Raw genomic sequence first — 16,770 nt, 5'->3', positions numbered from 1 at the left:
AATACAGTGGTGGATTCTTCGCGGGCAAGCCCGCTCCCACAGGTACGGTGAAAGGTCTGAAACCTGCGCGGTCCCTGTGGGAGCGGGGCTTGCCCGCGAATGGGCCGCAAAGCGGCCCCAATGCACTCAGTTACCTTTCACCGCGTAATCAGGGCGCTTGTCATTGCCCGGAATGAACGGGCTCCACGGCTGTGCCCGCAGTGGCTGCTCGGTTTCCCAGACGACGCTGAACTGCCCGTCATCCTGGATCTCGCCGATCATCACCGGCTTGTGCAGGTGGTGGTTGGTCTTGTCCATGGTCAGGGTGAAGCCCGACGGTGCCTTGAAGGTCTGCCCGGCCAAGGCTTCGCGGACCTTGTCGACATCGGTGGACTTGGCCTTCTCGGCAGCCTGGGCCCACATGTGGATGCCGACGTAGGTGGCTTCCATCGGGTCGTTCGTCACTGCCTTGTCGGCACCCGGCAGGCCCTTGGCCTTGGCGTAGGCCTTCCAGTCGGCAACGAACTTCTGGTTGACCGGGTTATCCACCGACTCGAAGTAGTTCCACGCCGCCAGGTGGCCCACCAGCGGTTTGGTGTCGATGCCGCGCAGTTCTTCTTCGCCTACCGAGAACGCCACCACCGGCACGTCGGTGGCCTTCAGGCCCTGGTTGGCCAGTTCCTTGTAGAACGGCACGTTGGAGTCGCCGTTGACGGTGGAGATGACGGCGGTCTTGCCGCCGGCGGAGAACTTCTTGATGTTGGCGACGATGGTCTGGTAATCGGCGTGGCCGAACGGGGTGTAGACCTCTTCGATGTCCTTGTCGGCCACACCCTTGCTGTGCAGGAAGGCGCGCAGGATCTTGTTGGTGGTGCGCGGGTAGACGTAGTCGGTGCCCAGCAGGAAGAAGCGCTTGGCGCTGCCGCCATCTTCGCTCATCAGGTATTCCACGGCCGGGATGGCCTGCTGGTTGGGCGCGGCGCCGGTGTAGAACACGTTCGGCGACATCTCTTCACCCTCATACTGCACCGGGTAGAACAGCAGGCCGTTGAGTTCCTCGAACACCGGCAGCACCGATTTGCGCGATACCGAGGTCCAGCAGCCGAACACCACCGCGATCTTGTCCTGGGTCAGCAGCTGGCGGCTCTTTTCGGCGAACAGCGGCCAGTTGGAGGCCGGGTCGACCACCACCGGCTCGAGCAGCTTGCCGTTCACACCGCCCTTGGCGTTGATCTCGTCGATGGTCATCAGCGCCATGTCCTTGAGCGACGTCTCGGAAATCGCCATGGTCCCCGACAGCGAATGCAGGATGCCGACCTTGATGGTCTCGGCGGCCTGGATGCTCCAGCTCAGGCCCATTGCGGCAATCGATGCGCTAAGGGTAAAGGCCTTGATCAGACTGCGTCGCTTCATGTGCTCTCTCCGCTGAGTTTTTATGGTGTTGGCCAAGCGGGGAGGGGCGTTGCAAGGGGTGTGCCTAACGGCGGAAGGTGCGCAATAGAGGGGTTGTGCGAGGTGTTGGGGCGTTTGCGAGGTCCAGCTTGGTGCTCGTTGGATTTGCGTGCACAGGATTGGGGCTGCAGAGCAGCCCCCTGGGCCGTCAGCCGTTACGCACAGCCGAACGGGGATGACGACGGCTACGCACGCCCTGATAGGTCAGTGCCAGCAGCACGAACCAGACTGGCGTTACCAGCAAGGCCGAGCGGGTATCCGCCTCAAGGCTCAGCAGCACCAGGATGAAGGCAAAGAACGCCAGGCACACGTAGCACATGAAGCGCCCGCCCGGCATCTTGTAGTGCGACGCCTGGTGCAGCGCGGCGCGGTGCTTGCGGTACTTCAGGTACGACAGCAGGATCAGCGTCCAGACGAACATGAACAGCACCGCCGACACCGTGGTCACCAGGGTGAATGCCTCGACCACGTTCGGCACCAGGTAGATCAGCACCGCCCCCAGCAGCAGGCAGGCGCAGGAGAAGAACAGGCCGTTGGCCGGCACCGATCGGCTCGACAGCTTCTCGAACGCCCGTGGTGCGTCACCTTCCTGGGACAGGCCGTAGAGCATGCGGCTGGTGGAGAACACGCCACTGTTGGCCGACGAGGCTGCCGAAGTCAGCACCACGAAGTTGATGATGCTCGCCGCCGCCGGCAGGCCGGCCAGCACGAACAGTTCCACGAACGGGCTCTTGCCCGGTACCACGTCGCGCCATGGGGTCACCGCCATGATCGCGATCAGTGCCAGCACGTAGAACACGATGATCCGCACCGGGATCGAGTTGATCGCCCGCGGCAGGGTGCGCTCGGGATTCTTGGCTTCAGCAGCGGTCGTGCCCACCAGCTCGATGCCGACAAAGGCGAACACGGCGATCTGGAAGCCGGCGAAGAAGCCCATCAGGCCATTGGGGAACATGCCGCCATCGTTCCACAGGTTGGCCAGCTGCGCGGTACGCCCGCTTGGCGAGGTGAAGCCGGTAATGACCATGTACAGGCCGGTGGCGACCAGGCCGAGGATGGCGACGATCTTGATCAGGGCGAACCAGAACTCCATCTCCCCGAACATTTTTACGGTCACCAGGTTCAGGGACAGCAGCAGGCCCACGCAGGTCAGCGCCGGTATCCACTGCGGCAGGTCGGGGAACCAGAACTGCGTGTAGGCGGCGATGGCGACCACGTCGGCGATGCCAGTGACCACCCAGCAGAACCAGTAGGTCCAGCCGGTGAAATAGCCGGCCCAGGGGCCGAGCAGGTCGGCGGAGAAGTCGATGAACGACTTGTAGTTGAGGTTCGACAGCAGCAGTTCGCCCATGGCGCGCATGACGAAGAACAGCATGAAGCCGATGATCATGTAGACGAAGATGATCGATGGCCCCGCCAGGCTGATGGTCTTGCCCGAGCCCATGAACAGGCCGGTGCCGATGGCGCCGCCGATGGCGATCAGCTGGATGTGGCGGTTGGTCAGGTTGCGCTGCAGATGTTGCTCATCTGGCGCGTTGGGAGAAATTTGCGTCATCAAGCTGCATTCCCTTGGAAGGTCGGTCTTCTTGTCAGAGGTAGCCGGTTAGGCTAACACGCTCGTGCCAGATAGGGGCGCGACAGATCGACTCGACTTTTGGGTCGCAGTACTACGCCTGTGACGGCCCTTTCGCGGGCAAGCCCGCTCCCACAGGTATTCCACAGAATTCAAGGCCTGTGCCATCTCTGTGGGAGCGGGCTTGCCCGCGAAGAGGCCAGTGCAGGGTATCAGGCGTTGGCCAGCACCCGGCGCCGCCGCACCACCAGGCTATCGACCACCCACATCACCACCATCGACACCCCCACCAGCGGGAACATCACGCCCAGCACCAGCATCACCCCTACCGCCGCCTTCCAGCGCGGCAGGTCATGGCGCAGCGGCGGCACGCCCAGGCCACCCTCGGGCCGGCGTTTCCACCACATCACCAGGCCGCTGACCGAGCCCAGCAGGATCATCAGGCACACCAGCAGAATGATGAGCTGGTTCAACGGCCCGAACATCTTGCCCTCGTGCAGCATCACGCCCAGTTCGGTAGCGCGGGCCACCGGGCTGTAGTCCTGCCAGCGCACATCGGCCAGTACCTTGCCGGTGTACTGGTCGACATGCAGGGTGGCGTCGTTGCGCGGGTCGTCGGCAAACACGGCGATGGTGTATACGCCTTCTGCAGTGGTCGGCGCGGTGATGCTGTAACCCGGTTGCACCTGGCGTGCAGTGGCGATGTCTTCCACCTGTTGCAGGCTCACCTGGGGCGCAGCCGGTGCGCTGTCCAGGGTGTGATGCCCGGCATGCTCGGCATGTGCACCGGACTGCGGCATCGGCGTGTTCTCCATCGCCCACGGCACGGTCTGGCGGTGCGCGCTGTTCAGCTCGCGGGCTTCCTGGTCCGACTTGGGCACGTCATTCCACATGGCCGCCGGGAAGCGGTTCCACAGATCGGCGTACTGCTTGCCCCACATACCGGTCCAGGTCATGCCGCTGACCAGCATCAGCAACAGCAGGGCAGAACCCCAGAACCCGGTCACCGCATGCAGGTCGCGCCAGAACAGCCGCCCGCGTGCCGACAGCCGCGGCCACAACACACCGGCGCCATTGCGCCCGCGTGGCCACCACAGGTACAGGCCGGACACCACCAGCACGATGCCCCAGCCTGCGGCCAGCTCCACCAGGCGGTCACCCACCGTGCCGACCATCAGTTCGCCGTGCAGGGCGCGGGCGATGGCCTGCAGGTTCTGCTTGCCGTCCTGCTGGCCAAGGACCTTGCCGCTGTACGGGTCGACGAACACATTCAGCTCGCGGCCGCCGTCATGCACCACGAACTGCGCGCTGCGCTCGGCGTCGATCGGCGGCAGGTACTGGCCGACATGGCCCTTCGGGTAGGCCTGGCGCACTTCGGCCAGCAGGGTGTCGGCGCTCTGTCGATGGTGGCCGGCCTCGACCACCATCAGGTCACGGTACAGCAGCGGGTCGAGTTGCGGCTTGAACAGGTAGATGATCCCGGTGATCGCCAGCAGGATCATGAACGGGGCCACGAACAGCCCCGCATAGAAGTGCCAACGCCAGGCCAGGTTGTAGAATGAGATGCGCGTTCCGCTCATGGGAACCTCCTGTTTGACCAGCTGATGGGCGCAGCCCAAGCCGCGCCCGTTGTTGTTGTCAGAAGCTGAAATCGACCTTGGTCCAGAAGGTCCTGCCTGGCTCGTTCACCGGCTGTGGATCTGTGGCCGGGTAGCCGAACCCGGCATTCCCGGCCAGGTTCAGGTGCTCGGCGTAGGTCTTGTCGAACAGGTTGTCGACCCCCGCGCTGAGCTTGAGGTTGTGGTTCACCTTGTAGGCGCCGTTGAGCGAGAACACGCCGAAACCGGCGCTCTTGTCGAAGTCCTTGCCGACCACGTTGCCCTGGTTCTCGGCAATGCGGTTCTGCGCCGCCACCAAGCGCCACAGGGCGCCGGCGCTCCAGCTGTCGCGGCTGTAGGTCAGGCCCAGGCGGCTTTCCAGCGGCGGCATCTGCGGCAGTGCCTTGCCATCGCTGCTGTTCTTGCCCCAGGCGTAGGCCAGGGTGGCATCGGCCTTCCAGCGTTCGCTGAGCTTGTAGGCCGCGCCCAGTTCGCCGCCCATGATGCGGGCATCGATGTTCTGTGCCTGGGTGGCGCTCATGCCCATCATCCCGGAGCGGTAGTCGAACAGGATGTAGTCACGAATCTGGCCGACGTAGCCCGAGGCCCAGGCTTCCAGGCGCTCGTCGCGGTACTGGATACCGAAGTCGAGCTGGGTGGTCTTCTCGGGCTTGATGCTGTCGAAGGCATTGACCGAACCGGCCGGGCCCTGGTCCGGGGAGAACAGCTCCCAGTAGTCCGGGAAGCGCTGGGCATGGCCGAGGCCGATGTAGGTGGTGGCGGGGAGCGCTGCCAGGTCGTGCTCGTAGCGGATGAAACCGCTGGGCAGCGTGTCGGCGCGGGTGTTGCCGTTGGTGGCGCTGTCGTCGCGAAAATCCCGGGCCGAGGCGCGGTCCAGGCGGGCGCCGGTGATCAGGCGATCTTCAGCGGTGGCGTACCAGGTCAGTTCGCCGAATGCGCCGTAGTTGTGGAAATCGGCATCCTTTTCCCAGGGTTTGTCCTTGTAGGTGTCGATGCCCATGGCGCTGCGTGCGCGGTGCTCGTTGGTCTGCGCGTCGATGCCGCTGATCAGTTGCACGTCGGCCCAGCGCCAGGTGGCCTTGATGCGTGCACCCAAGGTGCGGCGGTCGACGGCGGCAGCCATGGGGCCTGCCATCATGCCGGTGCCCGAGGGGGTACGCAGGCTGTAGTTGTCCATCACGTGGTCGGCGTAGTTGTAGTAGACCTGCGCCTCGACCTTGTCGAGCACTTCGCCGAGGTTGGATTTTTCAAAGCGCAGGCCCAGGCTTTCGCGCTTGAACTGCGCCCCGTCCATGCCACGGCCGGCATAACGTGCCTCGCCGTCACCCTTGCCAGCGGTGAGTTCGAGCAGCGTGTCCTGGTCGGGCGTCCAGCCCAGGGCCACGTCGCCATTCCATTTCTCCCAGCGCGAAGGCACGGTGTCGCCGTTGCCATCGTCGTAATCGTCCGAGTGTGACTGGTTGCCGACGAAGCGTGCATAGCCCTGGCTGTTGCCGGCGGCCGCATCGAGCACCTTGTCGAAGCGACCGTTGGAGCCGGCCAGCACGCTGGCGTTGACCCGGCTGCCGAGGGTGCCGAACTTTTCCGGCTCACGCTCGAAGAGGATGGTGCCCGCCGAGCCGCCTGGCCCCCAGATCACGCTTTGCGGGCCTTTGATCACGGTCAGGCGGTCGTAGGTTTCCGGGGCGATGTAGGAGGTCGGGGCGTCCATGCGGTTGGGGCAGGCGCCGAGCATCACGCCGCCGTTGGTGAGGATGTTCAGGCGTGAGCCGAACATGCCGCGCAACACCGGGTCGCCATTGGTGCCGCCGGCGCGGATCGCCGAAAAGCCGGGGATGGTCTTCAGGTAGTCGGCCCCATCGCTGGCCGGCACCGGCTGGCGCGGGTCCTTGGGGTTGGTGACCACGGTCAGCGGCGAGCTTGGCGCCAGCGCAGTGATCACCGTCGGGCTCAGCTCGGCCTCAGGGCCTTCATGGCCAGGGTCGGCGGCCAGGGCCATGGGCGCGAGCAGCGAGCCGCACAGCGCGGCGAATGTCCCTCGCAGGGACGGGGCTAAAACAGGGGTGCAGCCGGACATAGTGATTCCAGTCGATCAGTCATGAGTGTGCGCGAAGCCTCCTGGCTCCGGGCGATAACGGTGGTGTCAGACGCTGATCGAAAGGGGCGGCGCGCGGCTGCGCGCACCGGGGAACACGGCCTGCCGGGCATGGCCCTGGTGCGTGGCTGCCGGGATGAGGGTGGGGGGAGCTGCGCTGGCGACGCTCAGCGGGCTGAGGGTTTGTGGCAAGGCGGGGCAGTTGAACAGCAGGCTGCAGTAGCCACACTTTTCCCACATCACATGCAGCTGGCCATCGTTGCCGTGGCCGTGATGGGCATCGCTGCCATGGGCGTGAGCCGCAGGCATGGACATCGACATGTCCATCGGCATGCTCATGCCGGCGTGGTGGTCCATCGGCATCGACTGGGAAACCAGCGGTCCGATGAAAATCATCCACATGGCGAACAGGCTCAGCCAGCCGCCACCGACGCGCCTGCGTTCAGGGCGGGTGGTACGGCTGAGGCTGTTGCGCGGCTGGCTCATGTTGGCGAGCGCCTGTCAGCGGGTGTCAGTGCGCGTGTTCGTGAGCCTGTGGCTGGTCCGCCGGCGCCTGCTTCTGTACGGCCACGTCGACGGTGATGTCGCCGGCCTTCTCGAAGTGCAGGGTCAACGGGAAGCGCTTGCCGTCGCTCAGCAGGCTGCGGTCCTTGGGCTGCATCAGCATCACGTGGTAGGCGCTGGGGGCGAAGGTCAGGTCCTTGCCGGCGGGCACCACCACGCTTTGCACCTGCTGCATTTTCATGGCGCCGCTGGCGCTCATGGCATGCTCGTGCAATTGCGCGTCATCGCTGATCGGGCTGTCGACACTGAGCAGGCGGTCATCGGCCTTGCCGTTGTTGTGCACGACGAAATAGGCGGCGACGTTGGGGGCGTTGGGCGGCAGTTGCAGTGACCACGGGTGGGCGATGTGCAGGTCGCCCACGGTGTATTCATGGGCATTGGCGTAGGCGCCGGGCAGCAGCAGGGCAGCCAGTACAAGGGCTTGCTTGAGCATGGTGAGTCTCCATCGGTTCAGGTTCAGGCAGACAGCGTGATGAACTCAGACCAGGGGAGAGGCACGGGGATTGAGCGCAGGCCATAGCTGGCGCGGCGTGGGCTGGTAGTCGATTAACGGCGGGGCATGCCCGGCCAGCAGCGTGGGCGGGTTGTGCAGCTGCGGCGGATAGCCCGGCAGGGCCAGTAGCGGTGCGGCACCCGAACAGCACCAGCAGTGCTGCATGTTGGAGTGCTGATCGCTTTGCGTACCCAGGTCGATCTTGGCCAGGGCCTGGACATCGGCCTTGGCCTTGCCGGCCAGGCTGGAACAGAAAGCCCCCCACAGCAGCTGCTCGGCCGGGCCCTTGGGCGCGGCAGAAGACAGCGGCATGGCCAGCAGGTTGAACAGCACTGCAAGGCAGGCTATCCAGGCAATGTGCCGACGTGGGGGCATGGAGAGATCCGGTCAGGAATCGTGGGCGGTATTGTAAGGCGGAGTATAGGTAAAAATGACGGGGTGCGGTGAAGTGACGCAGGTGGGCTGCAGCGCTCAGTTCGTGCGGTGTGGTTTTTGTTCGCGGGCAAGTCGGATCGCCGCCCGCTTGGCGCCTTCGGTGCGGGTCACGTCGACTTTGCGTTCACGCTCGGCGGCCGCCTTCTTCAAGCGTCGCGACCAGTGCTTTTGCAGTTTCGAATTCACGATCTACGTCAGGCAAAACCGGACGTTTCAAAACCAGTACCGGAAGCCCAAGCTCTCGCGCCACTTCCAGCTTCGGTTCGGTTGCCACGCTACCGCTGTTCTTGCTGATCAGCACATCGATACCCCGCTCTGCAAAAAGCCTGCGTTCACCGTCGACGCAAAATGGTCCGCGTGCTCCGATGATCTCGCATCGTGAGTTACCAGGGTAAGACTCCAGCGCGCGCAAGGTCCAGAACTGCTCCGGCGGAATCTCCCCAAGATGTTGCAGCGGCTCGCGCCCCAGGGTGAACAGCGGCCGCCGGAACGGCTTGAGCGCTTCGATCAGCCCAGCCCAGTCTTCCACCTCGCGCCAGTCGTCCCCCGGCTGCGCCTGCCAGGCCGGGCGGCGCAGCGCCCAGCAAGGAATGCCAGCTGCCTGTGCGGCGCTGGCAGCGTTGCGGCTGATCTGCGCGGCGTAGGGGTGGGTGGCGTCGATCAGCAGGGTGATGCCGGCTTCGCGCAGGTAAGCGGCCAGGCCGTGTGCGCCGCCATAGCCACCGACCCGCACCTGGCATGCCAGGTCCTGCGGCACACGGCCGATGCCGGCCAGGCTGTAGACGTGCTCGGGGCCGAGCTGGCGGGCGATGGCCAGCGCTTCGGTGACGCCGCCGAGCAGCAGGATGCGGCGGCTCATTGCACACCGGCCTGGCCGACGACGCCGCCCTGGCGGTCGATGGCGAACACTTCGACGTGCACCTGAGCCGGCACCACGCTGCGGGCAAAGGCCAGGGCATGAGCGCACACTGCGTCGCCCAGGGCAATGCCGGCGGCATGTGCCAGCGCCAGGGCTTGCTGGCTGGTGTTGGCGGCAATGATGGCCGCTTGCAGCTCGTCACTGGCGCCGATGTCTGCTGCCCAGCCGGCCAGCTGTGGCAGGTCGATGCTCGAGTGGCGGCTGTGCAGGTCCATGTGCCCGGCAGCCAGCTTGCTGATCTTGCCGAAACCACCGCACAGGGTCAGGCGTGGCACTGGCACTTTGCGCACGTGCTTGAGCACTGCCCCGACGAAATCGCCCATCTCGATCAGGGCGATCTCGGGCAGGTTGTAGACCCGGCGCATGGTGTCTTCGCTGGCGTTGCCGGTGCAGGCGGCAATGTGGGTGTAGCCGTTGGTGTGGGCGACGTCGATGCCCTGGTGGATCGAGGCGATATAGGCCGAGCAAGAGAAGGGCCGGACGATGCCGCTGGTGCCGAGGATCGACAACCCGCCGAGGATGCCCAGGCGCGGGTTCATGGTCTTCAGCGCCAGTTCCTCACCCCCTTGCACATTGACCGTGACCTCGAAGCCGCCTGGATAGCTGCAGTCGTCGGCCAGCTGCTGCAAATGTTCGCTGATCATCCGTCGTGGCACGGGATTGATGGCCGGCTCACCCACTGCCAGCACCAGCCCGGGCCGGGTGACGGTACCGACACCCTGGCCGGCGACGAAGCGTATGCCAGGTTGTACCTGCAAGCGGATCTGGCTGTAGAGCAGGGCACCGTGGGTGACGTCCGGGTCGTCGCCGGCATCCTTGAGCGTGCCCGCTTCGGCGCGCTCGCCGACCAGGCGGCAGAACTCCAGGCGCATTTGCACCGCCTTGCCCTTGGGCAGGGTGATGCTCACTGCATCGTCGCACTGGCCGGTCAGCAGCAGCCGGGCAGCCGCGAGGCTGGTGGCGGTGGCGCAGCTGCCGGTGGTCAGGCCGCTGCGCAGGGGCGCGGGCTGCTCGTGGGTTTCTTCACGCATCGAGGGGTTTCACCACGTCGAGCAAGGTGATCGGCAACGCCTGGCGCCAGGTGTCGAAGGCGCCCAATGGCTGGGCTTGGGCGACATGAATACGGGTCAGCTCGCCGCCGTGCTGTTCACGGAAAAGCGCCAAGGCCAGCTCGCTCTGCAAGGTCACCGCATTGGCCACCAGCCGCCCGCCGGGGCGCAAGCGTTCCCAGCACAGGGGCAGCACGCCTTCGCGGGTGACGCCGCCGCCAATGAAAATGGCGTCCGGGCGTTCCAGTTCGGCCAACGCGTCGGGTGCCTTGCCGCGAACCAGCTGAAGGCCCGGCACGCCGAGGGCATCGCGGTTGTATTCGATGAAACCCTGGCGGCTTTCGTCGGCTTCGATGGCCAGGGTGCGGCAGGCCGGGTGGGCGCGCATCCATTCGATGCCGATCGAGCCGCATCCGGCGCCGACGTCCCAGAGCAACTCGCCGGGCTGCGGCGCCAGGCGGGCCAGGGTAATGGCGCGCACGTCGCGCTTGGTCAGCTGGCCGTCATGGCGGAAGGCACTGTCCGCCAGCCCGGGCACGCGTGACAGGCGCGGGGCATCCGGACTGGCCAGGCATTCGATGGCGACCAGGTTGAGGGCGGCGGTTTCGTTGTGGGGCCAGTCATCGGCGGTTCCGCGCTGATGTCGCTCGGCCGCACCGCCGAGGTGCTCCAGTACGTGCAGGCGGCTGGGCCCGAAACCGCGCTCGCGCAGCAGTGCAGCGATGGCCGCAGGGCTATCGCCATCGTTGCTCAGCACCAGCAGGCGCTGGCCGCTGTACAGGTGGGCATTGAGCGCCGCCAGGGGGCGTGCGACTACCGATACCACCTGCACGTCCTGCAGCGGCCAGCCCAGGCGGGCGGCAGCCAGGGCGCAGGAAGAGGGCATCGACAGCACCTGCATTTCTGCGGCCGGTACCTGCCGCGCCAGGCTGGCGCCGACGCCGTAAAACATCGGGTCACCGCTGGCCAGCACGCACACCGGCTCACCGCGCAGGGCCAGCACCGGGGCGAGGGAGAACGGGCTCGGCCAGTCTTGCCGCTGTGCGCCGATGCAGCGCGGCAGCAGGGCCAGCTGGCGCGGGCTGCCGACGATCCGAGAGGCGCCCAGCAGGGCGCGCCGGGCTTGCTTGCCCAGGCCGCTGAAGCCGTCTTCGCCGATGCCTACTACTGTCAGCCAGGGGGTCATGTGATTCGTTCCGCCGTTTTTTGGGGCTGCTTCGCACCCCTTCGCGGGCAAGCCCGCTCCCACAGGATTGCCACAGTCCTTGAAGCCTGTGCAGCACCTGTGGGAGCGGGCTTGCCCGCGAAGAAGGCGACGCGGTGCTGAATTTATGCTCGATCGCTGTTGATGCTCGACCACCGGCTTTTCATGCCGCCGGACAAAGCAGGCATAATACCGCGCCTTCTACACTCAAGCGCATTTTCAGCGATTGCCGGACACCCCTTTGACGCCAGCCAACACGCCCGCTGTAACACCTCGTCCCTCGGCCTGCCCGGGGTTGTGGCGCATCGTCAGCGCCCGTGACGGCGGCATCTGCCGGATCAAGTTGCCCGGCGGCCTGCTGCTGGCCGACCAGGCTGACGCGGTGGCGGCAGCGGCCGAGCGCTATGCCGGTGGGGTGATCGAGGCCACCAACCGCGGCAACCTGCAGATCCGTGGCATCGGCAGCGATCATGCCGGGCTGGTCGAAAGCCTGTTGGCAGCGGGCCTCGGCCCGCGCGACGCCGCCAGTGACGATGTGCGCAACCTGATGCTCAGCCCCTTGGCCGGGCATGACCCGCAGATGTTACTGGACGTGCGCCCCCTGGCCGGGCAGATCCTCGACCTGCTGCAAGGCACCTCGCGCTTTCATGAACTGTCGGCCAAGTTCGCCCTGCAACTGGACGGCGGTGAAGGCGTGGCAATGCTCGAACACCCCCACGACCTGTGGCTTTCGGCACTGCGCCTGGAGCAGCGTGACTGGCTGGCATTCGGCCTGGCCAGTTGCCCGGCTGACGGCCAGGTACTGGGCGCGGTGCCGCTGGAGCAGGCGCTGGCGCTGGTGCGCGCGGTGCTTGATCGCTTCCTTGACCTGGCCAGCCCTGAACAGTCGCGCCTGCGCCAGCTGCTCGAAGGCTGCCCGGTCGATGTCTTCATCAACGGCCTCGGCCTGCAGGTGCGCCGCGATGCGGCCGTGCTTGAGTGGCGGCGCGAAATCAGCCAAAGCCCATGGCTGGGTGCTGTGACACAGCAGCGGGGCATGGCGCTGGGCGTCGCACCGCCGCTGGGCCGGTTGTCACCCGCCATGTTGCGCGGGGCTGCTGCGGTGGCCCGCCATTGGGGTGATGGCAGCCTGCGCCTGAGCCCGTGGCAAAGCCTGATGTTGACCAATATCGCTGCTGCCGGCCTCGAACAGGCCCGAGCCGAGCTATCGGCGCTGGGCCTGCTCTGCCAGGCCGATGCGCCCTTGGCGCGGATGATCGCCTGCACCGGTAGCAGTGGCTGCGCCAGGGGCCAGGCCGATACCAAGGCCGATGCCGTCGAGCTGGCGGCACGGCTGGGCAGTGGCCCGCCCGGCAGCGTGCACCTGTCCGGCTGCCCGCGTTCCTGTGCCGTGGCCCATGTCGCCCCGGCTACCTTGCTGGCCCGTTCAGCGGGCCGCTATGACCTGTATCTGCGTGACGCGCACCTGCCGGGCCTGGGTGCCCTGCGCGCCACCGACCTTACCTTGAACGAAGCAGGCGCCATGCTCGCCCTGCCGACGGAGCACCTTGATGATTGACTACATCCGCGATGGTCAGGAGATCTATCGCAATTCCTTCCGGATCATCCGCGAGGAAGCCCGGCTCGAGCGGATTCCCGCAGACCTGGAAAAGCTCGCCGTGCGCGTGATCCATGCCTGCGGCATGGTCGAGGCCATCGACGGCCTGCAGTTCTCCGAAGGTGCCGGCCGCGCCGGTCGCGAAGCCTTGGCCAATGGCGCGCCGATCCTCTGCGATGCGCACATGGTGGCCGAAGGCATTACCCGCGCCCGCCTGCCCGCCAACAACCCGGTGATCTGCACCCTGCGTGACCCGAGCGTGCCAGGCCTGGCCAAGGAGGCCGGCAACACCCGCTCCGCCGTGGCCCTGGAGCTGTGGCGCCCGCACCTGGAAGGCAGCGTGGTGGTGATCGGCAATGCCCCGACCGCGCTGTTCTACCTGCTGGAGATGATCGATGCCGGTGCACCCAAACCTGCGCTGATCCTCGGCTTCCCGGTCGGCTTCGTCGGCGCTGCCGAGTCCAAGGCGATGCTGGCCGCCGACAGCCGCGGTGTGCCGTTCGTGATCATGCAAGGCCGCCTGGGCGGCAGCGCGATGGCCGCGGCCGCAGTCAACGCCCTGGCCACGGAGGTGGAGTGATGGCGCGCGGACGACTGCTGGGCCTGGGCGTAGGCCCCGGCGACCCTGAACTTATCACCGTCAAGGCCCTGCGCCTGCTGCGCGAAGCGCCAGTGGTGGCGTATTTCGTGGCCAAGGGCAAGCGCGGCAACGCCTTCGGCATCATCGAGGCGCACCTGCAAGCCGAGCAGACCTTGTTGCCGCTGGTGTACCCGGTGACCACCGAGGCCCTGCCTGCGCCGCTGTCCTACGAGCAGGTGATCAGCGATTTCTACGATGAAGCGGCCGTACAGGTGGCCGAGCACCTGGATGCCGGCCGCGATGTGGCCGTGATATGCGAGGGTGACCCGTTCTTCTACGGCTCGTACATGTACCTGCACGACCGCCTCGCCCGGCAGCATGAGGCCGAAGTGGTCCCGGGCGTGTGTTCGATGCTCGGGGGGGCCTCGGTACTGGGCGCGCCGCTGGTGTATCGCAACCAGAGCCTGTCGGTACTGTCGGGCGTGCTGCCCGCCGAAGAGCTCAAGCGCCGGCTGGCAGACGCCGATGCGGCGGTGATCATGAAGCTTGGCCGCAACTTCCCCAAGGTGCGTCAGGTGCTCGGCGAGCTGGGCCTGGACGGGCGCGCGCTGTATGTCGAGCGGGCGACCATGGCCAACCAGAAAATCGTGGCGCTGGACGCGGTCGACCCGCAGTCCTCGCCGTACTTCTCGCTGATCATCGTGCCGGGTGAAAAATGGCAGGGCTGAACAGGCAACAGGCGCCGGCCATCGTCATCCTTGGTGGCGGCAGCCTGGCAACGGCGCAGCGTATCCAGCAGCGTTATCCACAGGCGACCATCCACGGCCTGCGTGGACGGGTCGAGGGCGCCGATCAGTATTACGACGGGTTTGGCTACACCCTGCGCGTGCTGTACCAGCAGAACACCCCGATCATCGCGCTGTGCGCCGCCGGCATCGTCATCCGTAGCCTGGCCAGCCTGCTCGATGAGAAAGGTGCGGAACCGCCGGTACTGGCCGTGGCCGAGGACGGTAGCGCGGTGGTGCCGCTGTTGGGTGGCCTGAGCGGGGTCAACGTCATGGCTCGCGAGCTCGGCGAGGCGCTGGGTGTGTCGGCGGCGATCACCACCAGTGGTGAACTGCGTTTCGGCACTTGCCTGCTCAACCCGCCCGAGGGCTATGCCCTGGCAGACCTTGAGCAAGGCAAGCGCTTTGTCTCCGACCTGCTGGCCGGCGAAAGCGTGCGTGTCGAGGGTGATGCACCCTGGCTTGCGCAGGGGCAACTGCCGGCCAGCGATAACGCCCGTCGTACCATTCATGTCGGCTGTGACGCCCGTGTGGCCAGCCGTGACGAGCTGCTGATCCACCCGCGTTCGGTGGTGGTGGCGCTCGCTGCAGGTGGGCCTGGTCTGGCCGAGAAGGTGCGTGGTGCCTTGCGTGAGGCCGGCATTGCCGAGCCCTCGTTGGCATGCCTGTTGGTCGCCGAGCAGGCGATGGCCGAGCCATCCTTGCAGGAGGCCGCCACTGAACTGGGCGCCGTGCTGCGCTTCGCGGCCATGAACGGCACCTTGACCGACATGGCGGCAGAGGCCTTGCCTGAGGCTCGACTGATCGAGCAGTCGGGCCTGGTGATCGCGCAGGCCCTGGTGCCGGTCGATGCTGCACGGCTGGGCCGCAAGCGCGGTCGCCTGGCGGTAATTGGCTTGGGCCCTGGTGCCGCCGAGCTGATGGTGCCTGCCGTGAAGGCGGAGCTGGCGCGTGCCGAGGACATTCTCGGCTACGAGACCTACGTGCGCATGGCCGGGCCGTTCCGTGACGATCAGGTGCAGCACTGCACCGATAATCGTGAAGAGATGCAGCGTGCCCGGCATGCCTTCGAACTGGCGGCCCAGGGGCGTTCGGTGGTGGTGGTGTCGTCGGGCGACCCGGGTGTATTCGCCATGGCAGCGGCGGTGCTCGAAGCCCTGCATCAGTCCAGCGACCCCGCCTGGCACCGCGTCGACCTTGAGATCCTGCCGGGGGTGTCGGCTTCGCTGGCCACCGCCGCGCAAGCCGGTGCGCCGTTGGGGCATGACTTCTGCGTGATGTCGCTATCGGACAACCTCAAGCCTTGGTCGGTCATCGAGCAACGCCTGGACCTGGCGGCCCAGGCCGACCTGGTGCTGGCGTTCTACAACCCGATTTCCCGGTCGCGCCCGTGGCAGTTGGGGCGTGCCCTGGAAATCGTGCGCCAGCACCGCGGCGCGGATACCCCTGTAGTCCTTGGCCGTGATATCGGTAGGCCCGGGCAGACGCTCAAGGTCGTCTCCCTGGCCGAGCTGGTACCGGACATGGTCGACATGCGCACCATGGTCTTGCTGGGCTCTTCCACGACATGCCAGTTCCCTAGGGCCGACGGCTCGCAGTGGGTGTACACGCCGCGATGGTACCCCACTGCCGGTTGAAGCACCGGGGAACCGGTTCATGCCTGCTATCCGGTCGTCTGCAGCCTAGGGTGAAGGCCCCTCGACATTACCCGTCGGGGCCTTCCTGGAGCTTTGCAGATGACCGATCAAACCATCACAGGCGATAGCATCGCCGTTGTCGAACAATCCCTTCTGGCAATGAGTGCGGGCATGTCCGCCCAAGCCCGGCGCGATGCCAAGACCACCTTCCAGTTCGCCTCCCGCGTGGCATCGAAGCAGCATGATCGCGATGGCGAGTCCGAGGCCTGGTTCAACCAGTTTCTGGACGTCATGCGCACCTGCGGTTGGGTGGTGGGCAAGCGCTCCTACGAGCGTGACTACGACCAGAGCCGATCGCTGACCCTGGGCCCGGTCGCCTTCAAGATCGCCAGTGCTGCAGGCAAGGCTTTGCTCGGGGGCCCGATTGGTGAGGCCCTGTCGCAGCTGATCGGCAACGGCATGGAAGCACTGGGCAACATCGCCGAGGCCCAGGATATCTACAAGCAGAACATCAAGGGTCACCCTGTTTCGACCACCGGCCTGGGCGCCTGCATCGAAACGCCCGAGGGCGAAGTGTTCATGCTGGTGAACGCCTTCAGCGCTACGCCAGGGGAAAACGACCTGGAAACCACCGTGTTCGAATGGAAGAGCGCCAGTAAAGACCGTTACAGCGGCTCGGCCGTGCTGAGCTTCAACCCCATCGTCTACACCGATGAGGTGCGCGCGTCTATCGAAGGCAAGCTCATCGCAAAGGCCGTCAAGGCAGCCAGTGAATTCGAGATTTGACAC

Annotated in this window: 15 protein-coding genes; 5 read left to right on the top strand and 10 right to left on the bottom strand. The window is 66.0% G+C overall.

Features of this window, described 5'->3' with window-relative positions:
- Positions 1-126 precede the first annotated feature (126 nt).
- The 10 genes from urtA to cbiE form a co-directional block, all read right to left on the bottom strand.
- Positions 127-1,392 carry an urea ABC transporter substrate-binding protein gene (gene urtA / locus CAF78_RS05845; RefSeq protein ID WP_085676800.1) on the bottom strand — a complete coding sequence of 422 codons (1,266 nt, stop codon included), beginning with the start codon at positions 1,390-1,392 and terminating at the stop codon, positions 127-129.
- 187 nt (positions 1,393-1,579) lie between these two features.
- Entirely contained in the window at positions 1,580-2,986 is a 1,407-nt protein-coding gene (gene cycA / locus CAF78_RS05840; protein WP_085676801.1) for a D-serine/D-alanine/glycine transporter, read from the bottom strand.
- Between the two features lie 230 nt (positions 2,987-3,216).
- A complete protein-coding gene (locus CAF78_RS05835) occupies positions 3,217-4,584 on the bottom strand; it encodes a PepSY domain-containing protein (RefSeq protein ID WP_085676802.1) in 1,368 nt (455 codons plus the stop codon).
- A gap of 58 nt (positions 4,585-4,642) precedes the next feature.
- A complete protein-coding gene (locus CAF78_RS05830) occupies positions 4,643-6,700 on the bottom strand; it encodes a TonB-dependent copper receptor (protein ID WP_085676803.1) in 2,058 nt (685 codons plus the stop codon).
- Positions 6,701-6,766: 66 nt separating this feature from the next.
- Positions 6,767-7,204, bottom strand: a complete 438-nt coding sequence (locus CAF78_RS05825; protein WP_085676804.1) for a DUF2946 domain-containing protein — start codon at positions 7,202-7,204, stop codon at positions 6,767-6,769.
- Between the two features lie 25 nt (positions 7,205-7,229).
- A complete protein-coding gene (locus CAF78_RS05820; protein ID WP_085676805.1) occupies positions 7,230-7,715 on the bottom strand; it encodes a copper chaperone PCu(A)C in 486 nt (161 codons plus the stop codon).
- A 45-nt stretch (positions 7,716-7,760) separates the two neighbouring features.
- On the bottom strand, positions 7,761-8,150 hold the full coding sequence (locus CAF78_RS05815) for a DUF2946 domain-containing protein (RefSeq protein ID WP_085676806.1): 390 nt from the start codon (positions 8,148-8,150) through the stop codon (positions 7,761-7,763).
- A 184-nt stretch (positions 8,151-8,334) separates the two neighbouring features.
- On the bottom strand, positions 8,335-9,069 hold the full coding sequence (locus CAF78_RS05810) for a cobalt-precorrin-6A reductase (protein WP_085676807.1): 735 nt from the start codon (positions 9,067-9,069) through the stop codon (positions 8,335-8,337).
- Positions 9,066-10,160 (bottom strand): cobalt-precorrin-5B (C(1))-methyltransferase, encoded by a 1,095-nt coding sequence (locus tag CAF78_RS05805; RefSeq protein WP_085676808.1) that lies wholly within the window; start codon positions 10,158-10,160, stop codon positions 9,066-9,068. Before CAF78_RS05805 ends, CAF78_RS05810 begins: the two co-directional genes overlap by 4 nt.
- Entirely contained in the window at positions 10,153-11,364 is a 1,212-nt protein-coding gene (cbiE, locus tag CAF78_RS05800; RefSeq protein WP_085676809.1) for a precorrin-6y C5,15-methyltransferase (decarboxylating) subunit CbiE, read from the bottom strand. Before cbiE ends, CAF78_RS05805 begins: the two co-directional genes overlap by 8 nt.
- A gap of 244 nt (positions 11,365-11,608) precedes the next feature.
- Here cbiE and cobG point away from each other — a divergent pair, with 244 nt between their 5' ends.
- The 5 genes from cobG (at position 11,609) to CAF78_RS05775 (ending at position 16,767) form a co-directional block, all read left to right on the top strand.
- On the top strand, positions 11,609-12,940 hold the full coding sequence (gene cobG, locus CAF78_RS05795; RefSeq protein ID WP_085676810.1) for a precorrin-3B synthase: 1,332 nt from the start codon (positions 11,609-11,611) through the stop codon (positions 12,938-12,940).
- A complete protein-coding gene (locus CAF78_RS05790) occupies positions 12,933-13,559 on the top strand; it encodes a precorrin-8X methylmutase (protein WP_085676811.1) in 627 nt (208 codons plus the stop codon). The genes cobG and CAF78_RS05790 overlap by 8 nt, the downstream gene beginning before the upstream one ends.
- Complete coding sequence (locus CAF78_RS05785; protein ID WP_085676812.1) at positions 13,559-14,287, top strand: precorrin-2 C(20)-methyltransferase; 729 nt, start codon at positions 13,559-13,561, stop codon at positions 14,285-14,287. Before CAF78_RS05790 ends, CAF78_RS05785 begins: the two co-directional genes overlap by 1 nt.
- The gene (gene cobJ, locus CAF78_RS05780) at positions 14,275-15,981 is read left to right on the top strand and encodes a precorrin-3B C(17)-methyltransferase (protein ID WP_085676813.1); all 1,707 of its coding nucleotides are present in this window, start codon (positions 14,275-14,277) and stop codon (positions 15,979-15,981) included. Before CAF78_RS05785 ends, cobJ begins: the two co-directional genes overlap by 13 nt.
- A 171-nt stretch (positions 15,982-16,152) precedes the next feature.
- A complete protein-coding gene (locus CAF78_RS05775) occupies positions 16,153-16,767 on the top strand; it encodes a hypothetical protein (RefSeq protein WP_256573875.1) in 615 nt (204 codons plus the stop codon).
- Positions 16,768-16,770 lie beyond the last annotated feature (3 nt).

The sequence above is a fragment of the Pseudomonas sp. R28(2017) genome (assembly GCF_002112505.1).
In the GTDB taxonomy this organism is placed as follows: Bacteria; Pseudomonadota; Gammaproteobacteria; order Pseudomonadales; family Pseudomonadaceae; genus Aquipseudomonas.
This window is presented reverse-complemented; position numbering and strand designations above follow the sequence as displayed.